Here is an 18,004-nt window from a genome sequence, read left to right as displayed (position 1 = left end):
AGCATACTGAATTACTTATTTTGCTTCTTGTTTATATCACTTGGAGTAGATATGTCTTAAGGAATATAAGAGTATAGCTATACAATATTCCCGAAAATTAAACTCGCAAAATATTTCTCGGAAAAGGGACGGCATAAAGCCACCGCTATTTCCATGCTCGTTTATTCCGTTTCCTTTCCACTCCAAAATTTTGGCTTCCGTTTGGGTTATGCTCAAATATTGTTTAACCTGCCTGTCGGCAGACAGGTCTAAAAATTTCATTATTATGGAAACAAAAACAAAAGCAAGCGGTGTAGCAAAAAAACAAAGTGCTACTGTTAAAAAGGACGTTCAAAAAAAGTTGAATCAGGATGCTGTTGGGAAAACGGTAACACCAGTACCTAAGGTTGTTCCTCAAAAGCCTGAAATTAGTTTGGATGAGCGTATCCAGAAGTTTGAAAAGTTACGAGGCTTGGCAACCCAACGGGAACGCTTGGCAGAGACCTTAACCGAACTCACCAAATTTAATTACAATCAGGATGGTTCGAGTAGTTTCTTTATTCGAGATTCCCGTCATCTGGAATTTAAAACCACCAATTCAAATCTTATCAAATTGGTGACCTCGCATTTACAATCCACTTTAGAACAGCGTAAAGCTGAAATTGAACAACAAATTGTTCAGTTTGAGCTGTAAATCTTAAAGTGTTATTTTATCAAAAAGCTTACTCGCAAGAGTGGGCTTTTCTTTTTTTAATCTAAAATTTTAACATCATGTATTTAAATCATTTACAACAGGACGAGATTTTTATTCCATCAGAAATAAAATCTTTTGAAAGCATCACTGGAATTAAGTCCCGTAGCGGGCTTGAAAATGTCATTGTATCCAATGGCAAAATTGTTAATGTGGTATCCAAAAGTTATGGGCATATTCCTAATGAACTGTTTTTCCACAAGGCAGAACAACTTTTGGTAGATGCCAATCTAAAGTATCGTAAACGAACCATCAATCGAAATGACAGAGCGTTTGTGGTTGATTTTATCATCGACAATGACAATCTATTTGAACTTAAAAATAAACAAGACCAAATACTACCCATGCTCCGTTTTAAGAATTCTTATGATGGGAGTGAAAAAACTTCTGGTCACTTTGGTTTTTATAGGAAAGTATGCGCCAACGGACTGCATGTTTCACAAGCTAAAATTGCCTTTTCCATTAGACACACTAAAAACAGTACGAATTTGATTATGCAAAACCTACATCAACTTTTCGATAAATTCTTGGATAATGAGTATTATGGTGTAACGCAAAAATTTAAGGAACTTGAAGCTATCGAAATTATCGATATCAAAGCCTTTGTAAAAGATATTCTTGATAAAACGAAATTGTTCCGTTTTGAATGTAGTGACCATAACGACGAGCCTTCCAAAAAATCACGGGAGCTTATTGAATTGATTGAAAATGAGTCATCTTCAATTGAAGCAAGACCCTCATTGTGGACGGGATACAATGCTTTTAACTGGATGCTTCACAACACCCTTAAAAAAGGCTTTGCGCAACAGGAAAAATTGGATAAAGTGCTGTTTGATGAAATTTATGAAATGGTTTAATCGCTCATTGAGAGTTTAATTACCCGATCTTTTAGGTCGTAATTTAAAAACAATTTCTATTGAACACTTCGATGAAGTTGATTCTGTCAAATACTAAGGTTACTCTAGTACCTTTAAACTGGAGTATTTTATTCAATAGCGATACATGGTTTTGTTCAGCACATTACCCTACATACCGCTTCTCTTTATTTCGGGTAAAGCATTGCTCAAAAGACATCTTGGAAAAAAGCCTTTGGTTTTATTGTAAGGACACTTTTTGAATTCATATATAAGTGAAATGGTACACCTGCATAAAATCAAAGGCTTAGATCCGCTTGATCGGAATTCCTTTGTTGCGTTTAATTTTGATAAACATCACTTATCTTCTTATTATTGCATATATTGACTAAATATAATTTTATATGTTATCTAGAAAAGCAAAATATGCCCTTAAAGCACTTATTTATATGCATGAACATCCTAAGGAGATTCCCATTCCAGTAAAGGTAATTTCTGATGAACAAAAAATTCCTTATAAATTTCTAGAGACTATTATGAGTAATTTAAAGCAAAATAGGATCATAAAAAGTCATCGGGGGCCAAAAGGAGGATATAGCTTTGTTATACAACCTGAAGCTATTACCGTAGCTTCGGTTATGCGAATTATGGATGGTCCGATTGCATTAACTACCTGTACTTCAGAAAATTTTTATGAAAAGTGTGAAGAATGTATAGATGAACACATCTGCAAAGTGCGTAAATTATTCATAGATGTACGAACAGAAATGTTGCCTGTTTTAGAAAAGTCCATTACAGAGATGTAATTTTTTTACGCTACTGATCTGAAAGGTTTATGCTGAAGTGGCATGATAGATTGTTAATGTTGATGTGAGTATTATTACTAAGCCAACTACAATCATTAGTATTCTTTTATTAATTTTTGATGCAAGGAAAGCTCCTAATGGTGCTGCAATGACTCCCCCAATAATGAGCCCGAGTACTACTTGCCAGCTGTCAACCCCAACATAAAAAAGAAATATACCTGTTGCAAAAAAGGTAACAAAAAATTCAGCAGTATTCACTGTCCCTATTGTGATTCGAGGATTTTTCCCCTGATTGATAATATTAGAGGTTACAATAGGTCCCCAGCCACCACCACCAATGGCGTCAAATAGACCTCCAATGAATGCTAATAGTCCCGCTCTCTTAACTTTTTCTTTTTCTTTAAACTTATTTCGAATTCCTTTGTAGAGAATAATGCTTCCTAGTATTAGTAAATAAGCAGAGATGTAAGGTTTAACAAATCCTCCATTTAAAACATCGGAGAGTAAGTATGCTCCTAATACAGCGCCAATGACACCAGGAACAACAAGTCGGACTAATAAATTTTTATCAATATTTTTAAATTTTAAATGTGATAAACCGGATACTCCTGTTGTAAAAACCTCGGCCATATGAACGCTGGCTGATGCTATTTTTGGAGATACCCCAAAATGTAGCAGTAAAGCACTGCTACTTGCTCCATAGGCCATCCCTAAAGCGCCATCTATTAGTTGTGCACAAAATCCTATGCCTATAAATGTATAAAAGGTACTGTCAAAAGAAAAGGTGAATTCTTCACTTTGCGTAATAATATATATAAAGTAACCAATCAATAATAGCTTTAAGCTAAGTATAGCCCATCCTATTTGTTTATAACTGATATTTAGAAATTTTCTCTTCATAAGTTGAATTGTGAACATATATAATGCTTGTAATTAAATATTCGGCTAATATATAAAAAATATTAATTCTATGGGTTAAGTAGGATTAAATAAAAAAGCATCCTCTAGATAGAGGACACCTCGTTCAACTAAAACTAACTATGAAACATTTATGTGGTCATTATAAGCTACTAGGGAATCACTAATTTATGTTATGTTCGAATGTTGAGCATTGCTTATAATTTTAGCATTTATAAATTCATACATTATATTGTTAAAAGCTACGGGTTGTTCCATCATTGGAACATGCCCACATTCATTAATAAGGGATAATCTTACAGACGGAAAGGAGAGGTAAAACTCTTCGGCTACAGAAATCGGGGTTATATTATCCTGCATTCCCCAGATTAGTTGAATAGGGATTTTAATAGTATGCAGCTCATCTTTTAAACTTTGTCTTTTGGCGTCTTTTATGAGGCTAATGATGGATAGGAGATTTTTTTTATCTTGGATATCTGTAAGGATGTTGTTTATTAATTTTTCCTCAACAACTTCTGTTTTATAAAAAAATTCTGTAATTTTTGATTTTATGTAGGTATAATCATTGATTATAGTAAATTGATTATTTATTGAACTGTCATAAAGTCCAGAACTTCCTGTTAAAACTAAGCCTGCTACATTATATTGATACCTTAAGGTATAAAGCAAAGCCACATGTCCTCCAAGCGAATTTCCAACAAGTATGGGATCTTTAATTTGATGTATAGTGATGTAATTTTTTAAAAAATCCACCAATTCTCTTAATGGAGAGATAGATGTGTTTTGTTTATAAATTGGTAATTCAGGAGTATATATGTTATACAAATTTGAGAGATCACTTTTTACCAAATTCCAATTACTTAGAGATCTAAATAGGCCGTGAATTAATATTACATTTTGTTTTTTGTGTCTCAGTGTAATACTATCATTTGTTTGAGCTATATGCATTTTATTTTTTTAGGAATTAAGGATAGAGCAAAGATATAATAATTTTTTATATCATATTAAATCGATAGGATTTATAGATTTAAAAAAGTTGTTTATATTTGTTGCATAAAACAAACAAATAGATGTTAACTGTCTTTTTAAATATAATGTGTAGCATGTTGGAACTAAACAAGTGGGAGGATCCAGTATATGCTTTTTAATTTGGAAGTGCATTGCTAATTCTGATTCCCCATTGAAAAATGGGGAATTTTTTATGACTAATGATTAATTAAATACGAGATACATGAAAAAACTAAACGATCATAATGAAATTTTATCGCAAGGATTATATAATACGGTAATGTATCGAATAGAGCGAGCTGCTGCTATAATAAACGCTTCAAAGGAAATTAAAGATATTTTAAAAAGACCTGTAAGAAAAATCCATATAACCATTCCTCTTGCATTAGATAATGGGAAAGTAGAAGTTTTTGAAGGGTATAGAATTATTCATTCAATACTTATGGGACCTTCAAAAGGGGGAGTGCGTTATAGTTTGGAAGTCAATGAGGATGAAGTAGCTGCTTTAGCTGCATGGATGACTTTTAAAACTGCCTTAGTTGAATTGCCTTTTGGGGGAGCAAAAGGCGGAATTAATTGTGATCCACTTTCTCTTAGTGAAGGGGAGTTGGAACGGCTCTCTAGAAAATATGCACGTGCAATGAAGGATGTATTTGGTATAAATAAAGATATTCCAGCACCTGATATGGGAACAGGAGAACGTGAAATGGCCTGGATATTGGATGAATATAATAAGACTTCTGGGGAAAATTCTTTAGGGGTTGTAACAGGAAAACCCATTATTTTAGGCGGATCCAAAGGAAGAGAAGCCGCCACAGGAAGAGGTGTTATGATTACAGCTCTGGAATTATTAAAAAAACTAGGGAAAGATCCAAAGCATACCTCTGCAGTAATTCAGGGGTTTGGGAATGTGGGAAGTCATACGGCCAGATGGCTTTCAAAACAAGGTATTAAAATTATTGCTATTTCCGATCATAGCGCAGCATTTTGGAATCCTAATGGAATTCCTGTAGAGGAAGCCATAGCCTATAGTAAGTCAAACGGGAATACCTTGAAGGGATTTTCTCAAGGGACTCCAATCGCACATGAAGAACTTTTTGAAATCCCTACGGATATTCTTATACCGGCTGCTAGTGAAAATGTCATTACTGAATCAATTGCCTATAAAATACAAGCCGCTATTATCATTGAAGCTGCTAATGGTCCTCTGGTTCCTTATGCTGATGAAATATTGGCTAAAAAAGGGATCTATGTTCTCCCCGATATTTTAGCAAATGCAGGAGGTGTTATTGTATCCTATTATGAATGGATACAGAATCGGTTAGAGCAGTATTGGTTGGAAGAAGAGGTGTACTACCGACATGATGAAAAAATGAAGGCGGCCTTTAATAAGGTTTGGTATAATACAGAGAAATATAAGGTTACCTTACGTACGGCCGCTTATATTACGGCACTTAAAAAATTAGAGGTGACCTATCGTTTTAAAGGGAGGCATTGAATTAACAGCCCCGTGACCGAGTGGCTAGGTGAAGCTCTGCAAAAGCTTTTACAGCGGTTCGAATCCGCTCGGGGTATCATATAAATTAAGTGAAATGAGTAAAATACATACAAGCCGGTTAAAGCAATTAACAGGTAAAGCAATGTGCTTCATTGTTCTATTATATGCTATAGGAGCCTGCAAAGAAACTGTTCATTCCAGTTTGTCCTGGACTAAAGACACGGATATACAACTTTCAGAAATTAAGTATATCGATAGTATTGTGCAATGGAAAAATAAACGAGTTGCGGCATTGAAAGCTCAAGATGGATGGTTAAATCTTATAGGACTATTTTGGCTTCATCAAGGGAAAAATACCATTGGTTCAACTAAAGGGCATGATATTATTTTTCCTAAGAATAAGAGTAGTCGAGATATAGGTCATTTCCGTTTAACCCATGAGGGGGTGATTACTTTCTATGCCAGTCAAGGGGTTACGGTAAGAGCAAATAATGTTCCTGTTAAGGAAATAACTGTTTATCCCTCCAAAGAAACAATTATTTTATCTCATAATACATTGCGATGGTTCATTATTAAAAGAGGAAACAGTTTTGCCGTAAGGGTTAGAGATTTAAACAACGAATTGGTCGATAAATTTACAGGGACAGCGAGCTTTCCAATAGATAGCAAATGGAGGGTTCGGGCAAAATTTCAACCCGTACCTTTGCGAACAATACCAATAAACGATGTAACAGATCGAACCAGTGAGCAAAATTCACCAGGAACACTTTATTTTACAATAGGAGAAAAAGAATTTCACTTAGATGTTCTAAGGGAGGGAAGTAAACTTTTCATAGTATTTGGGGATCAGACCAATGGCATGGAAACCTACCATACAGGCAGGTTCTTATATGCTGAGACTCCTAATAAAGCCGGCTATACGTGGCTGGATTTTAACAAGGCTTACAATCCACCTTGTGCCTTTACTGCTTTTGCAACTTGTCCGATTCCTCCAAAACAAAATATACTTACAATTCCAATTACGGCAGGTGAAAAGAAATATAAGGAATTAGGATATTCGAAGGATCAAATCGAAGTCAACAAAGATTTTAATATTCATTTTTAAATCAAATTATGTATGGGAGCTGTTAAAAAGATAATGAAGCAAAAACATCTGTTGCAAATAGATGCCTTTAGTACCGAAAGCGGAATACATTATATTGGAATACCGATACAAGTTTCTACATTTGGGGAACCCTTGGGAAGCGCACCTATTTTGGTAATCAATCACGGTGTTCAAAAAGATATATCAGAAAAGAGTCACATGGCATTTGGAAATCTAGCCATAGATTCCTCAAATATTACGATTGCATCTTTGTGTTTTCCACGAGGAATGGCTCCCGAATTTTTATATGAAAGCTATAAACATTTCAATACTGAAGATATAAAAGCTCTTGTTATTTCAGCTTTTCAATTAATGGGGCATACCATGTCAATGACTATTAAAGTAATAAATTAAAAAAATTTAATCATTAAATCTATTAAACCGATAGACTATATATAATTAATAAAGTAATCCAAATAAAATTTTTATGAAATATTATAAAATTATCAGCTTAAGCATTATTTTTTTAAGCTTCTATAGACTTTCCGCTCAAAACGTATTACAAGGAAAACTGATTGATGGTCAAACCAAAGAATCCTTATCTGGAGCTACTGTACAGATAAAAGGTACTAATATTGGAACATCAACTGATGTGGAAGGCAGTTTTTATTTAGAATTTGATCAGAACTTTCCTGTACAATTAACCTTTACTTATTTAGGGTATCATACAAAGAGTTTAACGGCAAAGGACAATAGTTTTCTAGAGATACCTTTGTATTTAGCGTCCTCTTCACTTTCTGAAATTGTAGTGACGGCCAGAAGGCGCAGCGAGTCCGCATTGGAGGTTCCTATTCCTATTTCGATTATAGATGCTTCTCAAGTTGAAGAAACAGGGGCGTTTAATGTCAATAGAATAAAAGAACTGGTTCCCTCTGTACAATTGTATTCTTCTAACCCTAGAAATACGACCCTAAATATCCGGGGGCTCGGTTCAACCTTTGGGCTCACCAATGATGGAATTGATCCCGGAGTAGGATTCTATGTGGATGGTGTATATTATGCTAGACCGGCGGCAACCACCCTGGATTTTATAGATATAGAACAAATTGAGGTGCTTAGAGGTCCCCAAGGAACACTCTTTGGAAAGAACACGACTGCCGGGGCATTTAATATCACAACCAGTAAACCTAGTTTTACACCAGAAGCTGGTTTTGAAACAAGCTTTGGAAATTACGGTTTTATCCAGGCAAAGAGCTTTGTGACGGGGCCCTTGGTTTCGGATAAACTGGCCGGAAGAATATCGTTTTCTGGGACGCAAAGAGATGGAACTATTTATAATGTAGCACGGGATGAACATGTAAATGATCTAAATAATATTGGTTTCAGGGGTCAATTGTTGTACACACCAAATAATGCCATTAAAATTTTACTTTCAGGGGATGCCTCTAGCCAAAAACCTAATGGATATGCTCAGGTTTTTGCCGGGGTAGTAACTACTCAAAGACCTGATTTTCGTCAATTTGAACAAATCATAGCGGATCTTAATTATGAATTACCTAGCAGGAATCCTTTTGACAGAATTATCGATCATGATACACCATGGCGTTCCAAAAATCAATTGGGGGGATTGTCACTTAATGCAGATTTTCAACTTTGGAACGGCACATTAACTTCTACCACAGCATGGCGGTATTGGAATTGGGGGCCTTCCAACGATAGGGATTTTACAGGATTACCGGTTTTAAACTTATCTCAGGCACCTTCCAGACACGATCAATGGTCTCAGGAAATAAGATACGTAGGCGATTTCACATCCAATTTGAGTGGAGTGATCGGGATATTTATATTAGGACAAAACCTAAAATCTGACCCTGTACATACCCAAGAATCCGGAGCCGCTCAATGGCGTTTTGCTCAGAATACGCAGGATCCGGCATGGCAAACACTGGGCTTGTTGGACGGATATGGAATAAAAACCAAAAACCGATTGGAGAGTTTTAGTGGGGCTGTTTTTGCCAATGTAGATTGGAAAATTAACGAGAAGCTTCATCTTTTACCCGGTTTGCGCTTTAATTATGATACCAAAGAAGTGGAATATAATAGGAAAACCTATGGAGGGTTACAAACGGATGATCCGGATTTAATAGCGCTTAAAGAGCGAGTATATTCAGACCAAGCCTTTAATGTGGATGTAAACAATACCAATATTTCAGGGCAGTTAACCTTACGATACCAGCCCTTAAAAGCCTTAAACACCTACGCTACCTTTTCTACAAACTATAAACCCATAGGTGTCAACCTTGGGGGGCTACCCACCCAGAATGGAGAGCCACTACTGGAATTAGCAGAAGTGAAACCTGAGTATGTAACACATTTTGAGATTGGTTTTAAATCCAAACCGACAAGTAATTCAACTTTTAACCTTTCTTTTTACAATACTTTCATATCGGATTTTCAAACTGTAGTGCAGACACCGGAACTTGGTGTAAATAGAGGGTATCTGTCCAATGCCGAAGAGGTAAGGGTATTTGGAGCTGAACTCGATGGTACAATTCGTCTCAATGAAAATATAGCTTTCAAAGGCTCTTTGGCTTATACCGATGCGAAATATGAATCTTTTACCAATGCACCGGTTCCCCTGGAAGAAGTAGGAGGGAACCAGGCATTTAAGGATATTTCAGGAGGGAAACTACCGGGAGTATCTAAATGGACGGGATCTTTAGGGGGAGAACTAACTTCTAATCCATTGGAAATTTGGGAGCAACAGGGAACATTGTTCTTAGGAGTGGACAGTTATTTTAGAACGGAATTTTCATCCAGTGGTTCCCCGTCCAAATATTTAAATATACCCGGATACGGGCTTTTTAATGCCAGGGCTGGATTTAGAGCCTATAAAGGACTTTCTATATTTGTTTGGGGCAGAAACCTCTTTAATAAGAATTACTTCGAACAATTGCTGCCCGCAGGAGGAAGTGCAGGACATTATGCAGCTGTATTGGGTGATCCCGGAACTTACGGAATAACCCTAAAATATAGTTTTCTTTAATAAATACACGCTATCCTATCAGCATATCTTAATGCTATATAACTATGAATCAAACAACCATAAAATTATAATGACAGCAAAAAATAATCGCGTTTTTATAACGCTAATCCTTCTTTTATTTACCATAACAATTTATGGGCAACAAACATACAGTTTAAAAGGACAAATCAAAACCTCTACGGGGGTACCAGTTCCAGGAGCTACTATATTTATTAAAGGAACAGAGCAGGGAACAGTTACCGATTTTGATGGTTATTACACCATACAAGTAGCGGGGAATGAAGTATTGTCTATTTCCAGTATAGGATTGAAATCTGTGCAAAAGAAGGTTTTGGGACTGAGAGTTCTTGATGTAATACTTGAGGAACTTACAGAAGAACTAAATGAAGTGGTGGTAGTGGGCTATGCAACCCAAAAAAAAGAAGATCTTACTGGGGCTGTTTCTTCGGTAGCTGATAAACTTTTACAAGATAGACCGGCCTCTTCAGTGGATCAACTTCTTCAAGGTGGGGTCGCCGGGGTTCAGGTTACGCAGACATCAGGACAGCCAGGGGGAGGAATTAGTGTTCGTATCCGTGGGGGTGGCTCTATTCAGGGGGGGAATGAACCCCTATATGTAATCGATGGATTTCCAGTGTATAACAATGATCTTTCCCTTGGCGTGGTCTCTGGGAATACAACCAACCCGCTTTCATCTTTAAACCCTTCCGATATTGCCAGTATCAATGTATTGAAAGATGCTTCAGCTACAGCTATATATGGTTCCCGGGGAGCAAATGGGGTAGTGATTATAACTACCAAACAAGGGAAAAAAGGGAACCCGAAGGTGTCTTATGAAATAAATTACGGGATACAGGAACTCCGAAGAAAGATAGGGGTTATGAATGCTTCTGAATTTGCAAAGCTTAGAAATGAAGCTTTGTTGGACAGGAACCCAACACAAGGACCTTACCAATATTTAACTCCTGATCAAATTGCAAATTTGGGAGCAGGCACGGATTGGCAGGAGGCTGCATTTCAAGCTGCCCCAATCTCAACACATCAACTTACCGTTTCCGGAGCGGGAGATCGTACCAAATATCTAATTTCGGGAAGTTTTTTTGACCAGAAAGGAATTATTAAGAATACAGGATTTAACCGTATCAGTACCCGGATAAACCTAGAGACCAAAATCAATGATGATTTTCAAATTGGGTTTCATCTTACAGGAAGTAAAACCAATAATAAACTGGCTCCCTCGGGACTTGTTTCAGCACTCCTTACGATGCCGCCTACAGCTAGTATTTACGATCAAAACGGCAATTTTACTTTACGAAACCCTTTTGAGAATGTCATAACAAATCCTATAGCATCACTTGAATTGCAAACCAATAAAAGCAAAAATCTCAGGATTCTGGGAACCGTGTACGGGGAGTACACACTTTGGAATCGGCTAAAATTAAAAGTCTCATTGGGAACAGATATTAATAATTTAAAAGAGGAGTCATATTTGCCAACCACCCTTTATGAAGGAAGTCTCGTTGGTGGAGAGGCCAGAATTGCAGCTCTGGAAGCCTACTCTTGGCTTAATGAAAATACACTGACCTATAAAAATGTATTTGGCAAACATAGTGTAGAGGGATTGTTGGGATTTACCCAGCAACAATATACTAATGAGCATTTTAATGCCGGATCCCAAAATTTTGTAACTGATGCCCTTACTTTTAACAATTTAGGAAGTGGTTCAGTGGCCTTATTGCCAGGTTCCAACACGTATTCATGGAGTCTGCTCTCTTATTTGGGAAGGATTAATTATAATTATGATCAGCGGTATTTTATAACGACAACTTTTCGGGCTGATGGTTCTTCTAGGTTCGGAAGTGATAACAAATGGGGTTATTTTCCATCTGTTGCATTGGCCTGGCGAATTAGCAACGAAGCGTTCTTTAGTCCTCTTGAAAATACCATCAGTAATTTAAAACTAAGGGTAAGTTATGGAACTACAGGGAATCAGGAGATAGGCGTGTATCAGTCTTTATCCACCCTAAGTGCAGTACGTGTGTTATTGGGAACTGATTTTGTCACCGGATTTACACCCGATAGGATTGCCAATAGTGAGCTTGGATGGGAAACGACCAAACAGACTGATGTAGGTCTAGATGTTGGATTTTTTGATAACCGTATTAATTTAACACTTGACGCCTATTATAAAAAAACCGAAGATTTGCTCCTGAATGTTGAAATTCCATGGACCAGTGGTTTTGCCTCTTCGCTACAAAATTACGGTTCGGTTGAAAATAAAGGACTGGAAGTAGCCGTTAACACCGTCAATTTTGAAGGAGATTTTAACTGGAATTCCGGATTTAATATTTCCCTTAACAGAAATAAAGTCATCAGCATAGGAGATGGAAATACTGATTTTATATTGGGAGGGAACTTCAATGGGGATTATATTATTAAGGAAGGACAACCCTTAGGATCTTTTTATGGAGCTGTTGCCAATGGGATATTACAACCTGGGCAAGAAACCGAATTGGGTGCTTTAACAGGAAGAAATGATCCACAGCCAGGAGATCGTATTTATAAAGATATTGATGGGGATGGCACTTTTTCTACGGCTGCTGATCGGGAAATTATAGGGAATGCCCAGCCGGATTTTATTTTTGGACTAACCAATACCTTTAATTACAAGAATATTGATTTGAATATTTTGTTACAGGGCTCCGTTGGAAATGAGATTCTTAATGGCAATCGTCAAGTACTGGAACTATTGACAGGACAGCAAAATGCTTCTTTAGAAGCTGTGAATCGTTGGTCAGAAGAAAATACAGTTACAGCTATTCCCAGGGCTTCGGCAGATCCATCCAATATTTTTCTCAACCGTTTCGTTGAAGACGGATCCTATCTGCGTTTAAAAAGTATTGTGTTAGGTTATACGTTTCCTAATGCCATCACTTCTAAATTTTTTGTTAGCAACTTAAGACTATACCTAACAGCACAAAATCTATTGACTTGGACAAAATACACTGGATTTGACCCTGAGGTAACCTCTGCTGGTAATACAGTAACTAAAGGATATGACGCAGGGGTATATCCCACATCGCGAAGTATATCGGCAGGACTTAAAGTAACCTTTTAAATTATAATGAAAATGAAGAAATATACCTTGATTAGCCTTTTAGTTTTATCATTTCAGGCATGTACTGACTTGGAAGAATCACCTGAATCAAATTTGACAGTCGATCAATTTTACAATACCAGTGAAGATGCAGAGTCCGCTGTTAATGCTATATACCATAGGATGTTTACCGAATGGTTGGTGCTATATAACCGCCAACTGATGATGCTTGAAATGGCTACCGATGATGTAAGCGCTGGTCCAAGAACACGAAGCTCTCAGGTTATCGATCTCTCTAAAATCAATTATGTTCCGAATAATACGGGACTTAATTGGACATGGCAATATAGTTATGACGCCATTAACCGTGCCAATATTGCGATTGATCGTATTGCACTGTTACACCCCGATGTTATAGATTCAAAACTTCAAAATCGTTTAATTAATGAAGCGAAATTTCTACGAGCCTGGAATTATTTTAATCTGGTCAGATGGTTTGGAAGTGTTCCGCTTATTCTTAAGGAAACATCTTCTTTGTCACTGGAGAAATTGCAGGTGTCCAATACTGCTGAGTCCCAGATTTATGAACAAATTATAAAAGATTTGGAAGCTGCAGAAGCGTTGCCGATTCCAGGATCTTATGCAGATATAGATGCGGGACGCGCCACGGCGGGAGCAGCTAAAATATTATTAGCCAAAGTATATCTAAGAAAAGGAGAGTGGCAAAAGTCAGCAGCTAAAACAAAGGAACTTATGGACTCAGGATGGTATGGGCTTTTTGAAGAGTTTGCATCCGTTTTTAGCCCAGAATCAAAAAATGGAAAGGAGCATATTTTTTCCATTCAGTTTAATGGAGATGCCTCTTTAAATAATGGTTTGTCTTGGTTTTCACTCCCCTTTGAGTTTAATGGAGAATACGTGGATGCTCCTAATCCACAAAGTGATTTATATCAAAGTTATCAAGAAGGGGATACCAGAAGGAATGTAACCTTTGCGAAGGAATTGTCTGATCCTACTACGGGTGCAAAAGTAACACTTGCAAATTTAAGTTATGTGAAATACTTTGACCCAGAAGCAGCCTATACCCCGCAATTATCCCGGGTAAATATTCCGCTACTGCGCTATGCCGATGTCTTGCTCATGCATGCAGAGGCATTAAATGAATTAGAAGGTCCTTCTGATGCAGCCTATGAAGCTGTTGATAAAGTAAGGAAACGAGCTCATGTGGCTCCTTTAAAAGAAATAGCACCAAGCTTAAACAAGGAAGCATTCAGAGATAAGATTTATGAGGAACGAAGAAAGGAACTTGCCTTGGAATATCATCGCTGGTTTGACCTTACCCGTAGAGGAGCCGATTATTACGTAAAAATGCTTCATAGGGCAGGCAAAACAAATGCTGCACCTAGGCATGTAAAGTTCCCTATTCCCCAACGAGAATTGCTATTAAATCCCAATTTAAAACAAAGCCCTGAATGGGAGGGGTATTAACCAAAAAAGCATATTTATATGAAAACAAATTCTATTGTATTAACAACCCTTTTAATCGGAATACTACTTAGTTCGATTTCATGCGAAACACCCCATAAGAAAAAAGATATTGTGGCTGTAAATGAGACCAAGAAACCAAATGTTGTATTGATTTTAACGGATGATCTGGGCTATTCAGACATAGGAGCTTATGGATCACAGATTCAAACCCCAAACTTAGATGCATTGGCTTCAAATGGTGTTTCTTTTCGCGAATTTTACAATGTTGGAATATGTGCCCCCACCAGAGCTTCATTACTTTCAGGGCAATATCAACACGATGCGGGAGTAGGCTTTTTTGCCGTGGATTTAGGAATTCCGGCATACCAAGGGTATCTAAATAAGGAGTCCGTAACGATAGCAGAAGTTCTGAATCAGAACGGATACCGTACCTATTTATCAGGAAAATGGCATTTAGGTACCAAACATGATCAATTACCAAATCAACGAGGGTTTGATAAATTTTATGGTTTTCCAGGTGGAGCAAGCAGTTATTTTGCTAAAAAACCTTTTACCCATGATCCTCTTGAAATTTATTATAATAATGTACCCACTAAGGTAAAAGACTCGACCTTTTATCTGACGGATGCCATAACAACAGAAGCCATAAAAATGGTTTCTGATACAATTCAGCAGGCCCCCTTTTTCTTATACTTGGCCTATAATGCTCCACATTGGCCATTACAGGCGCCTGTTGAGGATATAGAAAAGTATAAAGGGAAATTTGATAAGGGTTGGGATCAGATACGCCAGCACCGAAGAAAAAAACTTATAGATTGCGGACTGATTAATTCGTCTGAACCATTGTCCGAACGCCCTAGCACCATTCCTGCTTGGGATGAGCTTTCAAAAAAGGAACAAGAGCACTGGGCAAAATATATGGAAGTTCATGCGGCTATGATTGATAGGGTAGATCAAAATATAGGACGACTCATTGCACATTTAAAAGAAAGCGGGCAATATGAAAACACTGTCTTTTTCTTTTTATCCGATAATGGAGCCGCTGGGGAAGATGTCAATCGCGGTTTTGGAAATGCACAATTTGCAGATATTCAAGCAGAAGTTGGAACTTTAGATTCCTATAAATCCATTACCCATCGTTGGGCTTATGCAGCAAATACCCCTTTTACGTATTGGAAAACCTTTCCATATGAAGGGGGAATCAGCTCACCATTTATTGCTTCATTTCCCAAAAGGTTTAAAGAAAATACGCTTGTGACAGGACGCGGTCATCTCATTGATATATTTCCAACCATTTTAGAAGTTACACAATCTTTATATCCTAATTCCTATAAAGGGAATAAGGTTTTGCCACTTATAGGAAATTCATTGCTACCTCAGTTGACGGGAGAGTCAGACGTCAAAAAGGATACTTTATTTTTTGAATGGTCTGGAAACAGGGCTGTACGTGCCAATCAATGGAAAATCCTTTCTCTGGCAGGAGAGACTAAATGGAAATTGTTCAATATAGAAAAGGACAGAGAGGAAACATCGGATGTTTCCAATCTGCACCCGGAATTGGTACAAGAATTAAGGGAGAGTTATGAGCTCTGGGCAAAAAATCATCATGTAGTAGCTACGGATTCTTTATTACGCCATTCTCCTAATGGGAAGGGAATGATTCGTTTTAGACAAGGAATATTAAAAACAATAGATAAATAAAAGTAAAGCATATAAATCGGTTAGGCTCATATAAGTTACGTGGTGGTTCTTGTATAGATTAGAAGTTGGACTTCCCTAACCGGTTTTATCATATAACGAGCAAAGCAAATGAAAATAAAAGATATTTTAAAAAGAGAAAAAGAAAATTGGTTGGAGTTCATGGAAGGGGATTATAGGTATTTTTCAAAATTTGTTTTATGGCTATGGAGTAAAATAAATGTATGGTTCCGTAATTGATAATATCTCACGAAGTTTATAAATTTTTTTTAAAATTGATGTAAGCTCCCCTTAAAACCGAACTGTTTAAAAGTATAAAACAATTCTTAACTTTGAAAAGTAATTATGAGAAAGAGTAAATTTAGTCCACAACAAATCGCAAAGTTTTTTAAAGAGTTTAGAGAAGTTTCCGTTGAAGAGGGAAAAAAGAGGTACACAAAAAAGGCACTAATTGGTCTTAGCCAGCCTTATCATGATTGCTATTATAGCAATAGCAAAAGAGAGGGTTTATGTATTTATAGTTAAGAATTATCTACTATTGCTGCATCAGGTGCATTTGATTTAACAGAAGCGATTCCAGTTTCCATAGCCGAAGTACTCGAATACATCTCACTAGTACCAATTACTTGACCATTACTCGATTTTAAATTAAAAAACGGACTTCCATCTTTGGCGGTATTCCGTTCAAACATTTCATCATCTTGAATATTTTTCTTTACAGAGTCGATACCATTCTCACAAGCTGATTTAGTGGTGTACCCTTGACTACTTAAAATCACTTGTCCATTCGTAGCTTATAGATTAAACCGATATTTATCAGATGTATCGGTGCTTATTTCAAATTCTCCATATTTTGTGGCTTAAATCTATAATTTCAATCATGTTGTATTGTGCTTTATAAAACAGCTACATTTTGAGTATGATAACATATATCTTTTTATAAGGACTTTATTTTATAACAATATCGTATTCCATTCTTTTTGCAGTGCACACTGCTATTTCCATTCCTATCAATTGTTTTATAATATGAAAAGACATGTTAATTCCTGCTGAAATTCCTCCAGATGTTATTAAGTTCCCTTCATCTATAAATTTAACACCTCTTACTACTTTAATTTTGGGGTAATCCTTTTCCAATCTGTCTAAATCCATCCAGTGAGTGGTTGCTCTCTTATTATTTAGTAAACCACATTCAGCGAGTAAAAGAGCTCCTGTGCAAACGGAGGCTAAAATTTGAACTTTTTTACTTTGTTCTTTTATCCAATTAAGTAAACACTTATTTTTTATTTCAATGTGTTCTGCACCGTAACCACCTGGAATTATTAGTATATCGAGTTCTGGATGGTTTTCAAATTGATAATCCGAATGCACTTTTAATCCATTTCTTGCATGCAATAATTTGTCATCTTCCCCAATTGTGATCACATTAAAAACCTTTTCATTGTTATATTCTACTAAAGAGAAAACTTCAAATGGGCCAGTAAAATCTAAAACTTCGACTTCATTGAATATAAAAATTCCTACATTTATTTTTTTGTAATCGTTTAGGTTCTTTACTTCTAAATGATTCATGAGAATACTTCTTTGAGTTTATAATTCATAAATAACATTTACACTAATCTATAAAATAAACCACTATGTATAATACTCCCCAAATTTAGGACAGGAAATTAAGTTGTAATTTTAACCCTGTCAATATGAAAACATCAAGAAGAAAATTCAGCGCATCCTTTAAGGCCAAAGTAGCCATTGAAGCGATAAAAGAGCAGACAAGTAT

The 18,004-nt window shown here is 36.5% G+C and carries 13 protein-coding genes and 1 pseudogene; 10 read left to right on the top strand and 4 right to left on the bottom strand.

Annotated elements, in window-relative coordinates:
• The first annotated feature begins 265 nt into the window (after positions 1-265).
• The 3 genes from AC13CQ_RS11275 (at position 266) to AC13CQ_RS11265 (ending at position 2,390) form a co-directional block, all read left to right on the top strand.
• Positions 266-673 carry a hypothetical protein gene (locus AC13CQ_RS11275; RefSeq protein WP_474507831.1) on the top strand — a complete coding sequence of 136 codons (408 nt, stop codon included), beginning with the start codon at positions 266-268 and terminating at the stop codon, positions 671-673.
• A gap of 77 nt (positions 674-750) precedes the next feature.
• Positions 751-1,587, top strand: a complete 837-nt coding sequence (locus AC13CQ_RS11270; RefSeq protein ID WP_482882901.1) for a DUF932 domain-containing protein — start codon at positions 751-753, stop codon at positions 1,585-1,587.
• A 401-nt stretch (positions 1,588-1,988) separates the two neighbouring features.
• Positions 1,989-2,390 carry an RrF2 family transcriptional regulator gene (locus AC13CQ_RS11265; RefSeq protein ID WP_474507607.1) on the top strand — a complete coding sequence of 134 codons (402 nt, stop codon included), beginning with the start codon at positions 1,989-1,991 and terminating at the stop codon, positions 2,388-2,390.
• Positions 2,391-2,417: 27 nt separating this feature from the next.
• Here the strand turns inward: AC13CQ_RS11265 and AC13CQ_RS11260 are convergent, their stop codons facing one another.
• Positions 2,418-3,290 carry a sulfite exporter TauE/SafE family protein gene (locus AC13CQ_RS11260; protein ID WP_474507606.1) on the bottom strand — a complete coding sequence of 291 codons (873 nt, stop codon included), beginning with the start codon at positions 3,288-3,290 and terminating at the stop codon, positions 2,418-2,420.
• A gap of 186 nt (positions 3,291-3,476) precedes the next feature.
• On the bottom strand, positions 3,477-4,256 hold the full coding sequence (locus AC13CQ_RS11255; protein WP_474507605.1) for an alpha/beta fold hydrolase: 780 nt from the start codon (positions 4,254-4,256) through the stop codon (positions 3,477-3,479).
• A 283-nt stretch (positions 4,257-4,539) separates the two neighbouring features.
• Between AC13CQ_RS11255 and AC13CQ_RS11250 the strand changes: the two genes are divergently transcribed.
• The 7 genes from AC13CQ_RS11250 to AC13CQ_RS11220 all read left to right on the top strand — a co-directional run bounded on the left by AC13CQ_RS11250 (position 4,540) and on the right by AC13CQ_RS11220 (position 16,230).
• A complete protein-coding gene (locus tag AC13CQ_RS11250) occupies positions 4,540-5,814 on the top strand; it encodes a Glu/Leu/Phe/Val family dehydrogenase (protein ID WP_474507829.1) in 1,275 nt (424 codons plus the stop codon).
• A gap of 94 nt (positions 5,815-5,908) precedes the next feature.
• Entirely contained in the window at positions 5,909-6,919 is a 1,011-nt protein-coding gene (locus AC13CQ_RS11245; protein ID WP_474507828.1) for a DUF1684 domain-containing protein, read from the top strand.
• A gap of 33 nt (positions 6,920-6,952) precedes the next feature.
• Positions 6,953-7,312 carry a hypothetical protein gene (locus tag AC13CQ_RS11240; protein ID WP_482882899.1) on the top strand — a complete coding sequence of 120 codons (360 nt, stop codon included), beginning with the start codon at positions 6,953-6,955 and terminating at the stop codon, positions 7,310-7,312.
• A gap of 73 nt (positions 7,313-7,385) precedes the next feature.
• Positions 7,386-9,944 carry a TonB-dependent receptor gene (locus AC13CQ_RS11235; RefSeq protein WP_474507826.1) on the top strand — a complete coding sequence of 853 codons (2,559 nt, stop codon included), beginning with the start codon at positions 7,386-7,388 and terminating at the stop codon, positions 9,942-9,944.
• Between the two features lie 70 nt (positions 9,945-10,014).
• Positions 10,015-13,062, top strand: a complete 3,048-nt coding sequence (locus AC13CQ_RS11230; RefSeq protein ID WP_474507825.1) for a SusC/RagA family TonB-linked outer membrane protein — start codon at positions 10,015-10,017, stop codon at positions 13,060-13,062.
• Positions 13,063-13,068: 6 nt separating this feature from the next.
• Positions 13,069-14,529, top strand: coding sequence for a RagB/SusD family nutrient uptake outer membrane protein (locus AC13CQ_RS11225; RefSeq protein WP_482882898.1), 1,461 nt, complete (start codon positions 13,069-13,071; stop codon positions 14,527-14,529).
• Positions 14,530-14,547: 18 nt separating this feature from the next.
• The gene (locus AC13CQ_RS11220; RefSeq protein WP_474507823.1) at positions 14,548-16,230 is read left to right on the top strand and encodes an arylsulfatase; all 1,683 of its coding nucleotides are present in this window, start codon (positions 14,548-14,550) and stop codon (positions 16,228-16,230) included.
• 518 nt (positions 16,231-16,748) lie between these two features.
• Here the strand turns inward: AC13CQ_RS11220 and AC13CQ_RS11215 are convergent.
• Positions 16,749-17,063, bottom strand: a pseudogene (locus AC13CQ_RS11215) (YegP family protein).
• A gap of 112 nt (positions 17,064-17,175) precedes the next feature.
• Complete coding sequence (locus AC13CQ_RS11210; protein ID WP_008615095.1) at positions 17,176-17,799, bottom strand: DJ-1/PfpI family protein; 624 nt, start codon at positions 17,797-17,799, stop codon at positions 17,176-17,178.
• Positions 17,800-18,004 lie beyond the last annotated feature (205 nt).

The organism is Galbibacter sp. L-19, assembly GCF_056857615.1.
The sequence above is the reverse complement of the archived record's forward strand: the minus strand, read 5'-3'. Positions and strand labels throughout refer to the sequence as shown.